Below are 16,952 nucleotides of genomic sequence, written 5' to 3' on the forward strand. Positions count from 1 at the left end.
CGGGTCAGTTGCCTGATTCTCCGCTTGAACGCCTGCAACGCCTTACTGGACAGTCCACGCCTCACCTCGCCGTTCCTCGTCTGCCATAAGGCATAACCAAGGAACTTGCGACCGAACACGCGGGTCACTGCGCTCTTGGATTCGTTAACCCTCAGGCGCAGTTTGCTGTAGCAGCGACGCAACAGCCCCATCACGCGCTCACCGGCTCGTTGACTGCGCACGTAAACGTTGCAGTCATCGGCGTAACGGGCGAAGCGATGCCCCCGGCGTTCCAGTTCCCGATCCACCTCATCCAGCAGGACATTGGCCAGCAACGGCGAGAGCGGGCCGCCTTGCGGCGTCCCCTCCACGCGCCGGATGACCACGCCGTTATCCATGATACCCGCATTCAGATACGCCCGAACCAGCCGGATGATTCCGGGGTCGTTCACGCGTTTCTTCAGACGGTCGATCAGGACGTCGTGGTTGACCCGGTCGAAGAACGTCGACAGGTCGACGTCCACCACGGTGTGACAGCCCTGCTGGGCGTAGCGCTGCGCAGCCAGCACCGCATCCTGGGCCCGTCGGCCCGGGCGGAAGCCATGGCTGTGCTCGCTGAAGGTAGGATCAATCAGAGGTTGCAGCACTTGCAGCAGTGCTTGTTGAATCAGACGGTCGGTGACGGTGGGGATACCCAGTTCCCGTTCACTGCCGTCCGGTTTCGGGATGCCTACCCGACGGACAGGCTGTGGCCGGTAGGACCCCGCCAATAACTGCTGACGGAGTTCTGGCCATGCCCATTGCAGGTGTTCGGCCGTCTGGTTTATGTCCAGACCGTCGATACCCGCCGCTCCTTTGTTGGCCTTCACGCGCTTCCATGCCCGTTGCATATTCTCTCGTGCGAAGACCTGTTCAAGCAGGCCTCGCCCTGCGCCCTCCGGTTCTCGTCGCGGGAGTCCTGTTTCATCGCTGGTCACATTCGGCAGGGCTTCACCCTCCCGCTCCACGACCCGCCCCGCTGGCGCGGGCATCTGATGCGTTACAGTGCTCATCGACAAGGCGTTTGACGCTCCTTCTCGTTCAGCCCTTCGTTCGCTTTCGGAACTACTATGGCTTCTGCTGACTTCTCGCTCCGCGTTTCCACGTCGCCCTTTCAGGCATAAGGCGAGATCTCCCCGGGTAAGAACACACTCCTTCACCGCACAACCGCCGGATATACGCCACGTCGCCTTGGCCACAAGAGCTTCGCGGCTTCTTGCCCGCTCGCCCTGCTCGGCAGCGCCTCATATCCGATTCTTGTTCATCGGCTCACGGTTTACGCTCCACGCTTCCTCCCCACGGTCGGTCGCCCTTCCGCAGTTGCGCTTCACTTCGTTCGCTGTGGCCAGCTTACGGGAGGACTTGCACCTCCAGGAGTGCGCCCGTGCCGGGCGCACCAAAAAAGCCCGGCACTGATGGCCGGGCAGAGGCGTGCGAGTAGTATCCATGAAAGACTTCCAGACAAACTGATGTCAGCAGGGACATCAGTTACTGTAGTATTGTCTAAATATTGAACACTGCAAGTTTTGGCGCGTTTACTCTCAGTTCATTTTGTCATATTCATTTAGCGCTTATAGCGACATAAATATCTGGCCAGTTTTCAAGTGTTTCCGGCGCCGCAAACCACTGAAATTTGTTCCTGCCTGTAATACAATGAATGTATCCGCAAACGTTGCTTCATCGGTTTGCCTTTTTTTCCAGAGGTGCAGTTATGTCAGACCAGAATGACAAGAAGTCGGACCAGGATGTTCAACTGGCAGGGAAGATCAAGGACTCTGCCCGTCAGATCTGGCTGGCTGGTCTTGGTGCCTACACCAAAGCAGAGGAAGATGCGGGCAAGTTTTTCGAGCGCCTGGTCAATGAGGGTGAGGAACTGGAAAACAAAACCCGTGGCGCGGTCGGTAAGCAACTGAAATCAGTAGAAACCCGGGTGGAAGACGTTCGGGATAAAGCCACCGGTACGTGGGATAAGCTCGAGCATCTGTTTGATCAAAGAGTATCGGGTGCATTGCGGAGATTGGGTATCCATCGCCGGGATGAGATTGAAGCTCTGGAAGCAAGGATTGAAGCATTGGAGGCTGAATTAAAATCGCAGAAAACGGCCGCTCGGAAAAAAGCACCTGTCAAAAAAGCACCTACGACAAAAGCTACCCGTACTACTCGTAGCACCGCTGCCAAACGAAAAACTGCTCAGAAATAATCTCTGCTCAACGCTTGCACCTGCTCACGTTCTTCATCCTCCAGGAAGGGCGCCAGCAGGTTCATCATCTGGTAGACGCCCCGACCGGGGTTCACAGCATCACGGTCATTCATGTGATATAAGCTGTCAAAACTAACCCAATAACATAGGGTTAAATTTAACTGATGACAAAGTGAATTAAGTTCTGATTCAGAGATACTCATGACTTCCTGGTTCTTCAGGCTGTTGCAGAGCGTCAGAAAGGCAAGTTCTTTTTTCTTCAGCAGCTTCCGGAAATGGCTTTGTAAAGTGTCATAGCGGGATAAGACGTTGACAAGGTCCTGATACAGAAAGCGGTAGCGAGCGACGGCCTCGAATAACAAATGCAGAAAGATGCCGAGTTGGTCGAGATCGATAACGACGTCTTCCGGCACGTTGAGAAGGTCGAGCAGTTCATGCTCGTACGCGTCGAAAAGCTCCGAGACAATGTCGCCTTTATTTTTGAAATGGTAATACAGGTTGCCTGGGCTGATATCAAGCTCGTCAGAGATCAGCAAGGTGGTGACATTTGGCTCCCCGAGCGAGTTAAAGAGCGCCAGCGAAGTATGCAAAATTTTGTCCCGGGTTTTGACTTTCATCGGCGCGTCCTGCGAAACGGTGACATCAAAGTTCGAATTCGGCCCAGACCGGGCAATGGTCGGAGGGGCGGTCCATGGCACGGATATCGTAGGAGACTCCGGCGGATTTCACCTTTGGCAGCAATGAATCACTCGCCATAATCAGGTCAATCCGCAACCCGCGCCTAGGGTCCCGCTCAAACCCTTTGCTGCGGTAGTCAAACCAGCTGAAGGTATTGGCTTCGTCGGGATACAGGTGGCGAAACACGTCGGTGAGGCCGCGTTGCTCGACCTGAGACAGCCATTCCCGCTCCTCGGGCAGGAAGCTGCATTTTCCGGTTCTCAGCCATCGTTTCGCATTGTCAGCACCAATGCCGATGTCTTTATCGGTGGGCGATATATTCATGTCGCCCATTACTATCAGATTCGGATTTTCCTTTTTTAATCGGTCGATCTCTGCCATGAGGTCGGCATAGAATTTCTGCTTGGCAGGGAACTTGACGGGGTGATTCCGACTTTCGCCCTGGGGGAAATAGCCATTAACCACTGTAAGTTTGTCACCGTTGATGGTGAAGTGGCCGGTAATCAGACGTCGTTGAGCATCGTCGACATCACTGGGGAAGCCTCTGGTAATCAGATCGGGCTCCTGGCGGGATAACAATGCAACCCCGTAGTGAGTCTTCTGGCCATGATAATGAACGTGGTAACCCAAGGCCTTGACGGCGTCGACGGGGAAGTCGACATCGTTGACCTTGGTTTCCTGCAGACCGATAAAATCAGGATTGCAGGCCGAAATAACGGCTTCAAGCTGGTGCAGGCGGGTTCGGATGCTGTTGACGTTAAAGGATACGAACTTCATGGGCGCAAACTCGATGTGTTGGCGGTTGTAAACTCGAAAGTTTATCATAGATCACCGCGCCCGATGTCGGCCTGGTCGGAACCCGAAGCCCTCAGGGCGTGAGGCTGCAGTCAACTGCAGTTTTGGTCTGGTAGCGTATGTGCGCAGTAAAGTTTTGATCCGCATTTTCACGCACATTGGTGAGCCCGACGTAGTCAGTCAAGGCTCCATCGGCACCATAGCCGAGGATAATTGGATCTACCAGGAAACGGGTAACAAACCCGCTTGGGCGTATCTCCAAAACCAGGTCAGCACTGACCCGCGAATCGGAAGTCTGCTCAAGAACGAAAGCATAATGCTCACCACGGGTGGGAGCCAGAAAGCGGAAATCGACCGTCTCGTTCGCCTGAATCATGGGCCAGCTTCGGCGCACAAAATTATCGAAGCCGGCATCTGCGACAACGCTTTGGTTAACCGGTGTCTCAAAGGTTTTCTTCTCGCCCTTATTGGTCTTCCAGGCAATGTCCAACTGCCGGTCGTCCCGGTTTGCGACCACCATCCGTTCATCGAATTCTGACTGATGAAATTCGAAGCTGGGACGAAGTGACGATTCTGTGTAGCTCAGAGTTTTCGTGGCAAACGCTGACTCCTCGTCATCCCTGAAGTATTTCACCTGGTGAGACATGGGCTGCCAGGTAGAGTTGACGCATTCGCCTTCGACCTGATGCCGTTCTTCATAGAGCAATACATCGTCGTTATTTATGTCAAAAGCTCTGCCGGTGAATTCCCAGAGGCTGGTGTTATCAGACTGAGCTGCCGCCATTGATGGCAGGCTTCCCAGCAGGGCAAGGGCGGCAATCAACGCTGCTTGAGGGGTCGTTTTATCTGTCATCAGGCGAGCTCCGGATAAAAACGCTGGCGAATGTGCATGAGCAGGGGAAAGATAACCAGCCAGCCTACTGCCAGCGCGATCAGAGACATTGGCAGATCTGGCAGGGTTACCGCCCCGAGTTTACTGGCGCTCCAGTAGGCGAAGGGTCCGGCTACTGGGGCAAACACAAATGGAAACCAGGCCCGTTGCCCCATCCACGAAAGAGAGTGGGCGAGCGTGGTCATAAACACCGACCATACTCCGACCAGCCAAACCGGCGTCCAAATCACGGCGGCACCCGAGGTACCGGCCATAACGCCCGTGCGGAACCAAAGCCCGTCCAGCAAGGTGCCGAGCACTGTGCCCAAGAGGATAAACTGCCATTCCTTTGCAGCGTTCTGACTGACCAGCACCAGATGAACCGCTACCAGGCTAAAGGCGACCGTGGCCGTTAACATGCCGGGAAATGCCACGCACAGAAACCAGCCAACCTGAAACAGTACAAAATTGACTACATTGCGAGCGGTGCTGGAAGTAATCATAAGCTCAACAAGTTAGCTCGTTTATTACCGGGTTTGGCGAGCAAAATCTGGGAAACGCCGATCGCCCGTTCCTGGAAGCCAGCCTCGCAGTAGGCAAAGTAAAAATGCCACAGGCGACGAAAGCCATGATCGTAACCAAGGCCGCTGATACGGTCTTCATTTGCCATAAAGCGGTCACACCAATCCCGTAAAGTGCGGGCGTAGTGAAAGCCGATATCTTCAGCGTGGGTCAGCACCATATTACTCTGGGTTCTGACGGAGTCGAGAATCGCCCCAAAGGAGGGGATAAAGCTGCCGGGAAAAATAAAACGCTGGATAAAATCCACATTCTTGAGTGCTCGCCGATACCGTTGTTCCGGCATGTTGATGGCCTGAACCAAAGCCAGGCCATCAGGTTTGAGCAGGGCGTTGATCTGGGCAAGATAGCTGTCCAGGAACTGAGGACCTACAGCCTCGATCATTTCAATGGATACGAGCTTGTCGAACTGGCCAGACAGATCCCGGTAATCATCAAACAACAAAGTAATGCGGTCGGATAAGCCTTCCTGTACTACTCGAGCTCGAGCCAATTCAAGTTGCTCCTGGGAAATCGTGGTGGTACAGACATGACAGCCGTAATGCTTTGCCGCATGGATGGCAAATCCGCCCCAGCCCGTACCAATTTCGATCACTCGGTCGCCGGGTTTGAGGTCCAGCTTTTTGCAGATGGCATCAAGCTTGTAAACGGCGGCTTCCTCGAGGGTTGAGGTCTCGCTCGGGTAAATCGCTGACGAATACATCATGGTGGGATCAAGGAAGGTTTCGAACAGCTCATTACCCAGGTCGTAGTGGGCTTCTATATTCTTGCGGGAGCCCGTCGGCGTGTTCCGGTTCAGCCAATGCAAACCCTTGAGCGCCGGTTTGGTGACCCAGGCGTACTTGTCCTCAAAAGCGTTCATACGCTCAAGATTACGGGAAAACATACGCAGCAGCGCGACCAGATCCGGCGAGCTCCAGTCACCAGCGACATAGGATTCCGCCGCGCCGATACTGCCACCGCTTAACAGATCCCGCCAGGTACTGCTATCGTGTACAACTAGCTCTGCAACCGGGTAGTCGCTGTTGCGGTCTCCGAACTCCTGGTCATCCCACCCCGATTCACGAACGGTCAGAATTCCATCTCTCAGATCGTTCAACTGGCTGCAGACTAACTTGCGGGCCACTCGGTCAGTGAGCGAGCCCTGCACCTTACGGTCAGTGGTCTCAAGTGATGAATTCATGTTCTCCATGAGCTTACCTTTGCTTTAATTGTTGGGTCGCTATGCGCCTGATCTACGGCCTCACCCCGGTCAGATCCACCCAGGCGATAATTGGGGTCAGCCGTGTCGAGGTTATCGGGGTGGGTTTCGAACCGGGCCCCTTTAAGCTTGAGCTTTAACGCATGCCAGTAGATTCCGGTGACCACCTTGAAGGATTCCAACGGAAACTGCCGCAGACTCTTATGCAACGTTTTACGAGTGAGGGGTACTCTCTGGACTGCCAGAGTCGCATCAAATATTTTTTCGCCATCTTTATGCACATTCATGTGAATGCGAAGCTCGCGGTTCCGGAAGCTGAACAGCCAGTGGTAATCCTGATCCATCGGGTTATAGGGCGACACATGAAAACGTTTGCGGAAGCTGAACGCCTGGGTGTTCCAGCCAGCTCCGGTCTTTCGGGGTTCGCCGCGCTCAAGGCAGTAGACATGACGTTCGTGCCAGGGTGTGTTGGTAATCTGCGCCGCGATAACCCGTGGGACAGCACCTTCAACGGAGGCTGCTTCTGCGTCATAGCAGAAATAGAAGCTGACCGGATTGAACACGTAACCAAAGTAGCGAGGGTGGGTGATCAGCTCTATCGCACCGTCGGGATACCAGCCCGTCGCCAGTTCAACCTGTTCAGAAACTGCATGCTTTAGGTCAGGGTGCTCCGGTGCAAAATAATCATTGCGATGCAGGGAAAGCCAATTGAAACGTTCCATCGAAAACCATCGGCTCAGATCCGTAACGGTGGACCATTCGTCGAGATTCAGTGCAAGCATACCGGTGTGATACTCGAACTGATGGGCTACCGGCGTCAGCCGACGGTGTCGAACGGTTCCTTCGAGCCACTGGCTCGCCAACGGTTTTTGCTCGGTGGCCATGGTTAAAGCTCGACTCCGAGCGCTTCAGTGACCCGCAATGCACTGCGTACGCCGTCTTCATGGAATCCGTTGAACCAGTAGGCGCCACAGAAATGGCTGCGATTCTTGCCGCCGATCTCGTTATACCGGTTTTGTGCGGCTACGGCCTCCAGGCTGAACACCGGATGGGCGTAACGGTATTGTTCGATAATTTTGGACGGGTCGATATCACGGCTGCGATTCAGGGTGACGCAAAACGTCTCCGGCGCGTCATGGAAGTTCTGAAGAATGTTCATGTTGTAGGTGACTGAGACCGGTTCCGTACTGTGGCGGGGAATAAAATAATTCCAGGCCGCCCAGGCGCGCTTTTCAGTGGGCAACACAGAGGCGTCTGTATGCAGGACGACTTCGTTATCCTGGAAGGGTATCGCTGCCAGAATTTCTCGCTCCACCTCACTGGCGTCGGTGAGCATGGCGAGTGTCTGGTCGCTGTGGCACGCAAATACAACTTGGTCAAAGCGCAGAGTCTCTCCTTTGACGGTGACCAGGACATGGTCCTCAAAGCGCTGGACTCGAGTGACCGGGCTGTTGAGATGCGTCTGCGGCTTCAGAGTCTCCATCATTTTATGAACATAACTCGCGGAACCGCCTGAAATAACACGCCAGGTCGGGCGATCATCTACCGAAAGCATGCCGTGGTTATTAAAGAATTGTAGAAAAAAACGAATCGGGAACTGTTCCAGTACCAGCTCCGGAGCCGACCAGATTGCCGCGCCCATGGGCACGATATAGTAATTGCGGAAGAACCGGGAGTAGCCATTCCGGTTGAGGTAATCCCCCAGGGTTTCCGAATCATTGATGGCACCGGAAGCCAGGTCCTTTTTGGATTCCTCATTAAACCTCAGGATCTCACGGATCATTTTAAGGAACGGCAGGTTGAGTAAATTTCGGCGTTGGGCGAACAGTGTGTTCAGACTCGTGCCGTTGTATTCAAGGCCAGTGTTGGGGCAATCGACACTGAAACTCATGTCGCTGACTTCGGATGCTACCCCCAACCGATCCATCAATTTAATGAAGTTCGGGTAGGTCCAGTCGTTGTAGACGATGAAACCCGTATTGACCGGCCACATGCGACCGCCGGCTTCCACCAGGCGAGTATTGGTGTGGCCCCCGGCGTAATCGCCAGCTTCAAAAATTTCAACATCGTACTTCTGGGACAATAGCCAGGCCGAGGTGAGGCCGGCAACGCCAGCTCCCACGATGGCAATACGCTGGCGGGGTTCGGTCATTTAGAATCTTCCTGCTTTTCACTGTTTTTACGGGTCATGGCTGCGGCCATGCGATCAATCAGTCCCTGGGGCAACGCGCCCAGCATTTTTAGCGTCCAGGTAAATCGCTTGGGGAAATGGATCTCGTGCTGACCTTTCTCCAGACCCTTGAGTATCCGGTTGGTGGCATCATCTGCGGTAATCAGGAAAGGCATGTCAAAATCGTTCTGATCGGTCAGTGGCGTTTTGACAAAACCTGGCGAAACGACGGTCACTTCGATGCCTTCCGCTGCCAGATCGGCTCGCAGAGAGTGGGCGAAATACGTTAAGGCCGCTTTGGAGGCTCCATAGCCCTCCGCGCGGCCGAACGGAAACCACCAGGCGGAAGAGCTAACAATGACCAGCCGTGCGGGTAAGCCTTTATTGCGAGCTGCCCTCAAGGATGGCAGAACCGCCTCGACACTTTTGGAAGTACCGATGACGTTAGTGACAATGTTCTTCTCGATAACCTCACTGCTGTAATTTGCTACATCCAGATATTCACAGGTGCCAGCATTGAGAATTGCCATCTGGACCGGTTGGTGTTGTTCGAGCACTGTGCGGATAGTCGCCAGATCCTCATTAACCGTAGTGTCTCCTATAGCAGCCGTGCAACGGCCCGGGGCGAGCTTGGAGAGTTCCTGGAGAGGTTGTTCCCGACGCCCGGTGGCGATCAAGTGGTGTCCACGTTTTAGTAGACCTTCGGCGAGGGCATAGCCAATTCCCGAGGTAGCTCCAGTCAACCAGATTGTGATGGGCTTCGACATCAGATCACTCATGCTGCGTGCTTCCTTAACCAGCGCACCGCACTGCCCAGAACCGGCAGGTTTTCGTATAAAAGCTGGCCGGCATCGAAATAATCCCGGTGGGTTTTAACAAGCCCGTCCTCAAGATGCAGACGGGTGATACCGTCTACCGCAATCAATTCTCCCCGACGGATGCGCTTATGCCGGAGCTTCATGACCCAAGGCAGGCACACGTTATCTCCGGAGCTAATCGGGTCAGAAAACTCGAAGTAGCACTCGATAACATTTTCATAAGCGCCGTTGAAATACTCTTCCAATGCATCGACGCCCTGAACCGTAACAAAAGGATCAGTAAACGTGACCTCCGGATGGTAAACCTCGCTCATTGAACCCAGATCGTTCGATGACATCTGGTTGAAAAGCGTCTTGAACCGTTCAACAACTAAAGAAGTCTGCGTTCCGGGCGACACGTGAGCTCCCGTCCGGCCTTGTGGTTGAGTCATGATCGCCTCCTGCGGGCTTGGTCGATGCGATAGGTTTCTTCCTGAATATGGCGTGGTAGAGGGTTCAGGTCGTAGACGATACCGAGCTTCTCAAGAGCTTTCAGGATGTAATAGGTAAGGTCTATTTCGTACCAGCGGAAACCCTGGCGAGCCGACTGGGGCCAGCGATGATGATTGTTGTGCCAACCTTCACCTAACGTGATCAAAGCCAGCCAGAAATTATTACGGCTGTCATCATCGGTTTCAAAACGACGACTGCCCCAAACGTGAGCCAGTGAATTGATGGAGACAGTTGCGTGAAACAGCGCCACGGTCGAAATAAAGAACCCCCAGACCACGAGCTGAGGACCATTGGTGCCGAGTCCGGGCGCCCAGATGGCCAGGCCTTCGCCAAGGAAATAGATCGCAGCAATAGCGACAGCAGGTATCAACGAATCAAACCGGTTAATAAGTTTGAGTTCCGGAAATTTCATCCAGTCTTTTACCCGGCGCTCGTCCATCGCGAAACCCGCATCGCAAGTAAACCAGCCTACGTGGGACCACCAGAAGCCATTCTGGTGTGGCGAGTGAAGATCCTCAGGGTCATCGGAATGTTGGTGGTGGTGACGGTGATGGGCGGCCCACCAAAGAGGGCCCCGCTGGGCCGCGCTGGCGCCAAGTACCGCAAACATGAACTGCCAGAAGCGGCTGGTTTTGAATGTCTTGTGGGAGAAATAGCGATGGTAGAACCCGGTGATAGCAAACATCCGCGCAACGAAAAAGACGATAGCAAAGCCCACGGCGAAAGCGCTGGTGCCGGTATAGACCACCAGAAGACACGCCAGGTGAAGCGCTATAAAGGGAATGACTCTGACGAAGTTAAATGAGCGGGAGCTTGTATCCAGGTGATCTGAATGGGCGTTCGAGTCGAACCACCTCATGATATTCGTTAACCAGTTTTGCACTCGGGTCATACCCTATTTACCCTTTAGCTTTACATCGATAGTCATGATAGCCATGTGGCCAACTGCTTGTTTACCTGCCGGGTTTACGTCAACCACCCCGTAATTGGATGCACTCAAAATAATGTTTAATGAACCTCAAGCACCGCAAGATATACGTCATCTCGCCATCATCGGTTCAGGAATGTGCGGGCTCTCGGCGGCACTCCTCCTTAAATCATCAGGGGTTAAGGTCACGCTCTTTGAAAAAAGTCGGGGACCAGGCGGAAGGTTGTCGGCTAAACGCTTGCCAGAGGAACGCGGCGGAGGCTCTGCCGATATCGGTGCGCAATATTTCACCATCCGCAATTTGGGTTTCAGGGCGCTGCTTGAGCAATACGCAGGGCCGACGCATTACACCACATGGCCAGCACGACTGCGATACCAGACAGACAGCGGCAAGTGGGAGTTTTTCAATGCCGCCGAACGATACGTCGGAGTGCCCAGAATGACGGCCATCTCCCGGGCACTATCAAGAACGCTAGATATCAAGGCCCAGGTTCGGATTGAGAAGCTTGAACGCACCGGGCAGGATCAGTGGCGGCTATGGGATACAGAAAGCAAGGATCGCGGCTGCTTTGATGCAGTCATCATGACAGCACCGCCAGCCCAGACGAGCACCATACTCATCGCAAGCGGACTCGCGCAACTGGCGCAATCCTTCGAGACCCATATCCCCCAGATGCAAGCCTGCTGGACCGTGGTTGCCCGCTTCCCCAATACACTGGGGCTCGATTACGAAGGGTTCCAACCCACAAGCGAGATTCTGCAATGGGCCGCGAACAATAGCAGTAAGCCGGGCCGCGACGGTGAAGGGGAATGGTGGGTGCTTCATGGCCGCCCCGACTGGTCAGATCGACATCAGGACGGGTCATCGGAGGACATTACCGAGGCATTGATCATGGCTTTTTCTGAGTGTACGGGGATTATCGAGCGCCCGGATTACACCCTTGCCCACCGTTGGTTATACGCAAAGTCTACGGCTACCCACGGCCCCGGCCATTTCTGGTTTAACGAAGATCGCATAGGTGTGATAGGCGATTGGGTAAAGGGCGGTCGGGTAGAGGGTGCCTACGAGAGCGCCGAGAGTTTGACCAAACATCTGCGCTCAGTCGGTTGCCTTGACGCAGGCACCTCAGAGGAATCAAAGGCCTCTGAGTAACGCTGGTCGCCGGTAGAAGTGGGTAATGGTGCCATCGCCGAATTTGCTGAAAAAAACACTGACGTCGGTGATTTTCCGCAAACTGCGTTGGCGACAAATCGGATCGCGCACCAACACCTTTATGCCATTGAAGTTGTCCTGGATATTGGAGAACCTGGCCCGCATGGAGCAGGTCACCACGTCGTTACCATCGAGGTGGAGCTGCTCGGCAAGATAGCCACTGTGATCAGTAATTGCGCTTGCAGACAGATCCTCCCGGGTGTCGAGGTGGTCCAGCTTGATTCTGTCAACGATGCATTTGGAGTAGCTCCGGGGTCTCGTACGAGCGACCTTGCGGAATGCTTCCCAAAAGAAATTATCCGTCAGTTCGGCAAAATTCTGCATGTTACTGAGGCAGGTATCCACCCAGTCAAAGCTTTCCGGGTCATCCAGCACTTCGTTGATAGCTTCTCTTAAAAGCCAGTCGAATCCGAGGGCCGTTTTATGGGCGTAAACCTTCCGGTACATCTGGTGTCGGCTGTAGACGAAATCTTCCAGCGCTCCGAGGCCTTTCTGGGTAATTGCCAGTCCCAGCCAGGGTTGCTCCACATCCCAGCCGAATCGAAGGTTGCTGAGCAGGTGGTCAAGATTGAACCCGCCAATGGTAACAGAAGAGTGAAAGCCGTCTCTGAGCATGTAATCCGCCCGGTCGGCGTCGATTTCACCTGAGACTACCGATGACAGCAAATCCATTACCAGGCCGGGTGTCGATGCCTCATTCAATGCGCCGGATTCCGCGTCAGGGCCTGCAATGAAGCCCCAGAATGTGTGGGCATGGCGGCAGAATGATTCGCTCGGCGTAACATCGGTCGTTTCCATGATCCCAAGGATGTCCTGGGCATGGAGGCCTGCGGCTGCGAGGTCGATGGAGTCAAGTACATCGTAAGCCACGCGCACCGAGTAGTGCTCATGCTCAAGTTCGAGGGGCTTCTCTTTATAGAAAGCCCGGTAATTAACGCCTTGCCACAGATCGTCAAAACGATCCGGTCGAGACATAAGGTCATGAATCTTTCGGGCCTGGGTAAATTGGTGGGAAAAACTCGAGTGGCCGCTGTCATGAAGCAGGCAGGCAAGTCGTATGGTTTTTGCCAGGTAATCAATGGCATCCAGTTGGCTCAGGCTCAAGTCTACCTGCTCACTGAGCTGACGCTCCCGGAGGTACGCATCGATCATAGCCCGGAACATACGCCCGCCTACATGCATCACGCCGATACTGTGCAGAAAACGGGAGTGGGTTGCACCAGGGAACACCATGCTCAGAATATCGTTCTGACAAATATTCCGAAGCCGCTGGAAAAGCGGATGGTCTATAACCTGTATCTCATGACGATATAGCGGAATGCCGCCATGAACCGGGTCCATAATCAGTTTGTCATAAGCTCCAAGGAGGTCATTGACGGCACTTCGCATGATAAAACATCTCCGAAAACTGGGTAAAACGCGAATCTTACCTTGTTATATCACACCGTCGTGCCAGAATAGCCCTTAAGAGACGTGAAAACGCGGTTTTTATCGTTTACTGCTGGTAGTTTAGGGTGACATCCATGGCATCGCGCATAGAGCGCATTTTGATAATCGACCCTGACGAACACGCAAGATCCGAGCTTGACAAGCACCTCGAAGCGAAGGGTTTTTATGTGCGCGGGTACCCAGACGTCGCGGCCGCAATAGGGTTGTTTGAAGATCATATTCCCGACGCCATTTTTGTCGATATGACCCCCGCCGCAATTTCCGAGCTCATAGACAGGCTGGGCAGCCAGAACTCCTATGTCCCCCTGATTGCCTACTCAAAAGCTGAAGCAGCAACAGAAGTGGTGGCCGCGTTGCGGGCAGGGGCTTCCGATTTCGTCATGAAACCCTGTACCGACAAAGTGCAGCTCGATGACGTATTGGGGAAGCTTTTTGATCGTGTACGGATCAACCGACTGAATCAGCTTTACCGCCAGGAACTGGAAGAAGCCAACCGCGATTTACGTGCCGGGATTTCAGAATTACGGGCCGATCAGCGGGCAGGGCGCAAAGTACAGATGAAAATGCTGCCGGACCACGATCAACACATCGGCGCCTATGATATTGACCATCTGATCAAGCCCTCGCTGTATCTCAGCGGTGATTTCCTCGATTACTTCAGCATCGATTCTGATAAAACACTTGTTTACATTGCCGATGTCTCAGGCCACGGCGCCAGTTCTGCGTTTGTTACCGTCTTGCTGAGAAATTTAACCAACCGTTTGCAGCGTAATATGAGACGAGGATCAAGCGACGATATTCTGTATCCAGATCGCTTTCTCGAACGTATTAATACCGAACTTCTGGATACCGGGCTCGGCAAGCATGTAACGGTTTTCGTGGGTATCATCTCGGAATCGGACCGTACACTCAGATATGCGGTTGGTGCGCACTTCCCCATGCCGATTCTGTCGTTCGACGATGGCGAGCCACGATTCCTGGAAGGCAGTGGGCTCCCGGTCGGGCTGTTTGAAAAACCGGAATGGGAAGTCTATGAAACTCAGCTCGACAGGCCTTTTCGGTTGATTCTTTTTTCAGATGGCATTCTCGAAGTCATAAAAGCAGATAACCTCGATGAAAAGGAGCGTAGACTACTTGAACTAGTATCGGGAGGTAGTCACACTATCGCCTCCTTGAGTGAGGCTCTGAGTCTGGATGAAATCTCGGAGCTCCCGGATGATATCGCTATCGTGTCAGTAACTGATATGAAGTCGAAATAATGGCAATGAAATGATGGCTGGTTATAAAATCCTGCAGGCTGAAAAACAGGGCATCTATGTCCTCAAATTCATTGGGGAAATTCGGTTGAACCTGTGCTCCACGCTGGACAACCTGGTTGAGTCGATTACGCAGGACCCTGCCTTTAAGACGGTTGTTATTGATCTCACCGAAACCGATATCATCGATAGCACCACTCTTGGCCTGCTTGCGAAAATTGCCATGGCGGCTGAAAAGCGCAGCAAGTTTTTGCCCACCCTCATTTCTACCAACCCGGACGTAACAAGAATCATAACGTCCATGGGGTTTGATACAATCTTCATAATTCTTAAAGAGCCTGCCTCACGCATTGAAGAACTCGAAGAAATTCCCGTGCTGAAAGCCAGTGAACAACAGGTGCGGGACAAGGTTCTGGATGCCCACAAAGTGTTAATGAGCCTCAACAGCCGGAATCGGGAAGAGTTCAAAAATCTCGTCCGGGCACTGGAATGTGAAGAACCGGGCTAACCGGATACATCAATACCAACTACAATCAAGCAAGATAATAACAGATGCCCCCGACACCTGACTGGAATCACTATGTCTGAAAATCAAGGATCGGAGTCCAAAAACGCCTCCAAAGCAGCACACAAAGTGGCGGTTCTCGGCGGAGGCAGCTTTGGTACCGCCATGGCAAAGGTACTGGGTGAAAATGGTCACGATGTCCATTTCTGGATGCGCGACCCGGCCCAGGTGCAGGAAATCAGCCAAAGTCGTATCAACAGTCGCTACATGCCAGACATAACACTGTCCGGCAGCATCCATCCCACTACGGATTTTGCCAGCGCTGTTGATGGAGCGGAAATCGTATTCGTCGCCATCCCCAGCAAAGCGTTCCGCGGTGTCATTCGTGAACATGTGTCGGATTTCAGTAACGGCCAGATTGTCGTCAGCCTCACCAAAGGAATCGAACAACACGGTTTCAAGCTGATGAGCGAGATCCTGCAGGAAGAAATTCCCCGGGCTCATGTTGGCGTGCTCAGCGGCCCGAACCTGGCCGGAGAGATTGTTAACGAGGATCTGACGGCCACCGTCATTGCTGCCAAAGATCCCCTCGTGCGGAGTAAAGTCCAGGAGCTGCTGGGTTGTAGCTACCTTCGTGTATATGCCAATGTCGATGTGTACGGCGTTGAACTGGCGGGCGCACTAAAGAATATTTATGCCATTGTTTCGGGGATGGCAGCCGCGCTTGATCTGGGCGAAAACGCCAAGGCCATGTTGATTACCCGTAGTCTCGCCGAAATGAGCCGCTTTGCGGTCAGCCTGGGTGCCAATCCGATGACCTTCATGGGGCTTGCAGGCGTGGGCGACCTTGTCGTGACCTGTACCTCCTCAAAGAGTCGTAACTTTCGTGTGGGATATGCCGTGGGGAAGGGTGCTGAGCTTGACGATGCAGTCGCGGAAATCGGCCAGGTGGCGGAAGGTATCTACACGCTTTTGCTGGTTAAACAAAAGGCTGAAGAGATTGGTATTTACATGCCGTTGGTCCGCGGACTGTATGACATTCTATATGGCGGGGCATCTATAAAGGCAGTTATCGGTAGCCTGATGATGGCAGTACAGAATTCGGACGTAGAGTTCATATTGCCCCGCGTGCTTACCCATTAACCGAGCACGGAGCTATCCATGTTCTTGCTGATCATGCGCCATGGCGAAGCAGGCTGGCATACCCAGGACCAGCAGCGTGCATTGACGGAGTCTGGCCGTCTTGCGTCGGCCGCCGTTGCAAAGCAGATAGCGGCGTCCAGATGGCGGCCCGAGCATATCTGGTGCAGTCCGCTGGTCAGGGCGCGACAAACGGCGGCGATCGTTTCTGAACTGATTAATTGTCCGGTGGAAGAGAAGACTTTTATAACCCCGGATGATGATCCGGGAGAGTGCCTGGACAGACTCATCATGGCCTCTCATCAAAGCCTTATGCTGATTTCTCACATGCCTTTTGTGGGTGCGATTTCGACCCTTCTGGTGGATGGGCACCGGCGCGGAATCCCCTTCATGACCAGCCAGGCGGTATTGCTGGATATGCCTATCGCTGGCCCTGGTTGCGCGGACATCAGGGCACAGTTTTTCCCATAACGAACAGTTGTCGTAAACAACAGTTACCCTATTACTGTGGCCAGGAGTGGACTCAATGAGCCAGGAACCGAGTGCAATAGAAGCACAACTGAACGCTGCCCGAACTGGCCAGAAAGGTTTGCCGCCAGTTGATCAATGGCATCCGGAGCTGTCTGGTGACATTGATAT

The 16,952-nt window shown here is 53.6% G+C and carries 18 protein-coding genes and 1 pseudogene; 6 read left to right on the forward strand and 13 right to left on the reverse strand.

Going from position 1 to position 16,952, the window contains the following annotated elements; genetic code table 11:
• Window positions 1-1,010, reverse strand: a 1,010-nt coding sequence (ltrA, locus tag WEB64_RS05870) for a group II intron reverse transcriptase/maturase (RefSeq protein WP_368065532.1), incomplete at its 3' end; no start/stop codon positions are given.
• A gap of 252 nt (window positions 1,011-1,262) precedes the next feature.
• The gene (locus WEB64_RS05875) at window positions 1,263-1,466 is read right to left on the reverse strand and encodes a hypothetical protein (protein ID WP_368065528.1); all 204 of its coding nucleotides are present in this window, start codon (window positions 1,464-1,466) and stop codon (window positions 1,263-1,265) included.
• 263 nt (window positions 1,467-1,729) lie between these two features.
• On the opposite strand from WEB64_RS05875, the pseudogene WEB64_RS05880 reads away from it, so the two are divergent.
• Window positions 1,730-2,104, forward strand: a pseudogene (locus WEB64_RS05880) (phasin family protein); the annotation flags it as partial.
• Between the two features lie 104 nt (window positions 2,105-2,208).
• Here the strand turns inward: WEB64_RS05880 and WEB64_RS05885 are convergent.
• The 10 genes from WEB64_RS05885 to WEB64_RS05930 form a co-directional block, all read right to left on the reverse strand.
• Window positions 2,209-2,835, reverse strand: coding sequence for a TetR/AcrR family transcriptional regulator (locus tag WEB64_RS05885; protein ID WP_368057821.1), 627 nt, complete (start codon window positions 2,833-2,835; stop codon window positions 2,209-2,211).
• A gap of 25 nt (window positions 2,836-2,860) precedes the next feature.
• The gene (gene xthA, locus WEB64_RS05890) at window positions 2,861-3,673 is read right to left on the reverse strand and encodes an exodeoxyribonuclease III (protein WP_368057825.1); all 813 of its coding nucleotides are present in this window, start codon (window positions 3,671-3,673) and stop codon (window positions 2,861-2,863) included.
• A 91-nt stretch (window positions 3,674-3,764) separates the two neighbouring features.
• Window positions 3,765-4,544 carry a hypothetical protein gene (locus WEB64_RS05895; RefSeq protein WP_368057819.1) on the reverse strand — a complete coding sequence of 260 codons (780 nt, stop codon included), beginning with the start codon at window positions 4,542-4,544 and terminating at the stop codon, window positions 3,765-3,767.
• A complete protein-coding gene (locus WEB64_RS05900) occupies window positions 4,544-5,065 on the reverse strand; it encodes a DUF2878 domain-containing protein (RefSeq protein ID WP_368057817.1) in 522 nt (173 codons plus the stop codon). Before WEB64_RS05900 ends, WEB64_RS05895 begins: the two co-directional genes overlap by 1 nt.
• A complete protein-coding gene (locus WEB64_RS05905) occupies window positions 5,062-6,333 on the reverse strand; it encodes a class I SAM-dependent methyltransferase (protein ID WP_368057815.1) in 1,272 nt (423 codons plus the stop codon). Before WEB64_RS05905 ends, WEB64_RS05900 begins: the two co-directional genes overlap by 4 nt.
• Entirely contained in the window at window positions 6,321-7,205 is an 885-nt protein-coding gene (locus WEB64_RS05910; RefSeq protein ID WP_368057823.1) for a DUF1365 domain-containing protein, read from the reverse strand. The genes WEB64_RS05905 and WEB64_RS05910 overlap by 13 nt, the downstream gene beginning before the upstream one ends.
• 23 nt (window positions 7,206-7,228) lie before the next feature.
• A complete protein-coding gene (locus WEB64_RS05915) occupies window positions 7,229-8,494 on the reverse strand; it encodes an NAD(P)/FAD-dependent oxidoreductase (RefSeq protein WP_368057813.1) in 1,266 nt (421 codons plus the stop codon).
• Window positions 8,491-9,291 (reverse strand): SDR family NAD(P)-dependent oxidoreductase, encoded by an 801-nt coding sequence (locus WEB64_RS05920; RefSeq protein ID WP_368057811.1) that lies wholly within the window; start codon window positions 9,289-9,291, stop codon window positions 8,491-8,493. Before WEB64_RS05920 ends, WEB64_RS05915 begins: the two co-directional genes overlap by 4 nt.
• A complete protein-coding gene (locus WEB64_RS05925) occupies window positions 9,288-9,761 on the reverse strand; it encodes a nuclear transport factor 2 family protein (RefSeq protein ID WP_368057809.1) in 474 nt (157 codons plus the stop codon). The genes WEB64_RS05920 and WEB64_RS05925 overlap by 4 nt, the downstream gene beginning before the upstream one ends.
• Window positions 9,758-10,714, reverse strand: a complete 957-nt coding sequence (locus WEB64_RS05930; protein ID WP_368057807.1) for an acyl-CoA desaturase — start codon at window positions 10,712-10,714, stop codon at window positions 9,758-9,760. The genes WEB64_RS05925 and WEB64_RS05930 overlap by 4 nt, the downstream gene beginning before the upstream one ends.
• A 112-nt stretch (window positions 10,715-10,826) precedes the next feature.
• On the opposite strand from WEB64_RS05930, the gene WEB64_RS05935 reads away from it, so the two are divergent.
• Window positions 10,827-11,903 carry an NAD(P)/FAD-dependent oxidoreductase gene (locus WEB64_RS05935; RefSeq protein ID WP_368057805.1) on the forward strand — a complete coding sequence of 359 codons (1,077 nt, stop codon included), beginning with the start codon at window positions 10,827-10,829 and terminating at the stop codon, window positions 11,901-11,903.
• On the opposite strand, the gene WEB64_RS05940 is transcribed toward WEB64_RS05935, so the two are convergent.
• Window positions 11,886-13,352 carry an HD domain-containing protein gene (locus tag WEB64_RS05940; RefSeq protein WP_368065529.1) on the reverse strand — a complete coding sequence of 489 codons (1,467 nt, stop codon included), beginning with the start codon at window positions 13,350-13,352 and terminating at the stop codon, window positions 11,886-11,888. The two genes, WEB64_RS05935 and WEB64_RS05940, sit on opposite strands and share 18 nt — an antisense overlap.
• Window positions 13,353-13,486: 134 nt before the next feature.
• Here WEB64_RS05940 and WEB64_RS05945 point away from each other — a divergent pair, with 134 nt between their 5' ends.
• From WEB64_RS05945 to WEB64_RS05960, 4 genes are all read left to right on the forward strand, one after another.
• Window positions 13,487-14,671 carry a PP2C family protein-serine/threonine phosphatase gene (locus WEB64_RS05945; protein ID WP_368057801.1) on the forward strand — a complete coding sequence of 395 codons (1,185 nt, stop codon included), beginning with the start codon at window positions 13,487-13,489 and terminating at the stop codon, window positions 14,669-14,671.
• A 13-nt stretch (window positions 14,672-14,684) separates the two neighbouring features.
• Window positions 14,685-15,176 (forward strand): STAS domain-containing protein, encoded by a 492-nt coding sequence (locus WEB64_RS05950; RefSeq protein WP_368057799.1) that lies wholly within the window; start codon window positions 14,685-14,687, stop codon window positions 15,174-15,176.
• 72 nt (window positions 15,177-15,248) lie between these two features.
• Window positions 15,249-16,316 (forward strand): NAD(P)H-dependent glycerol-3-phosphate dehydrogenase, encoded by a 1,068-nt coding sequence (locus tag WEB64_RS05955; protein ID WP_368057797.1) that lies wholly within the window; start codon window positions 15,249-15,251, stop codon window positions 16,314-16,316.
• A gap of 18 nt (window positions 16,317-16,334) precedes the next feature.
• Window positions 16,335-16,784 (forward strand): histidine phosphatase family protein, encoded by a 450-nt coding sequence (locus tag WEB64_RS05960; protein WP_368057795.1) that lies wholly within the window; start codon window positions 16,335-16,337, stop codon window positions 16,782-16,784.
• Window positions 16,785-16,952: the final 168 nt, after the last annotated feature.

It is taken from the genome of Marinobacter sp. (genome assembly GCF_040882185.1).
GTDB lineage: Bacteria > Pseudomonadota > Gammaproteobacteria > Pseudomonadales > Oleiphilaceae > Marinobacter.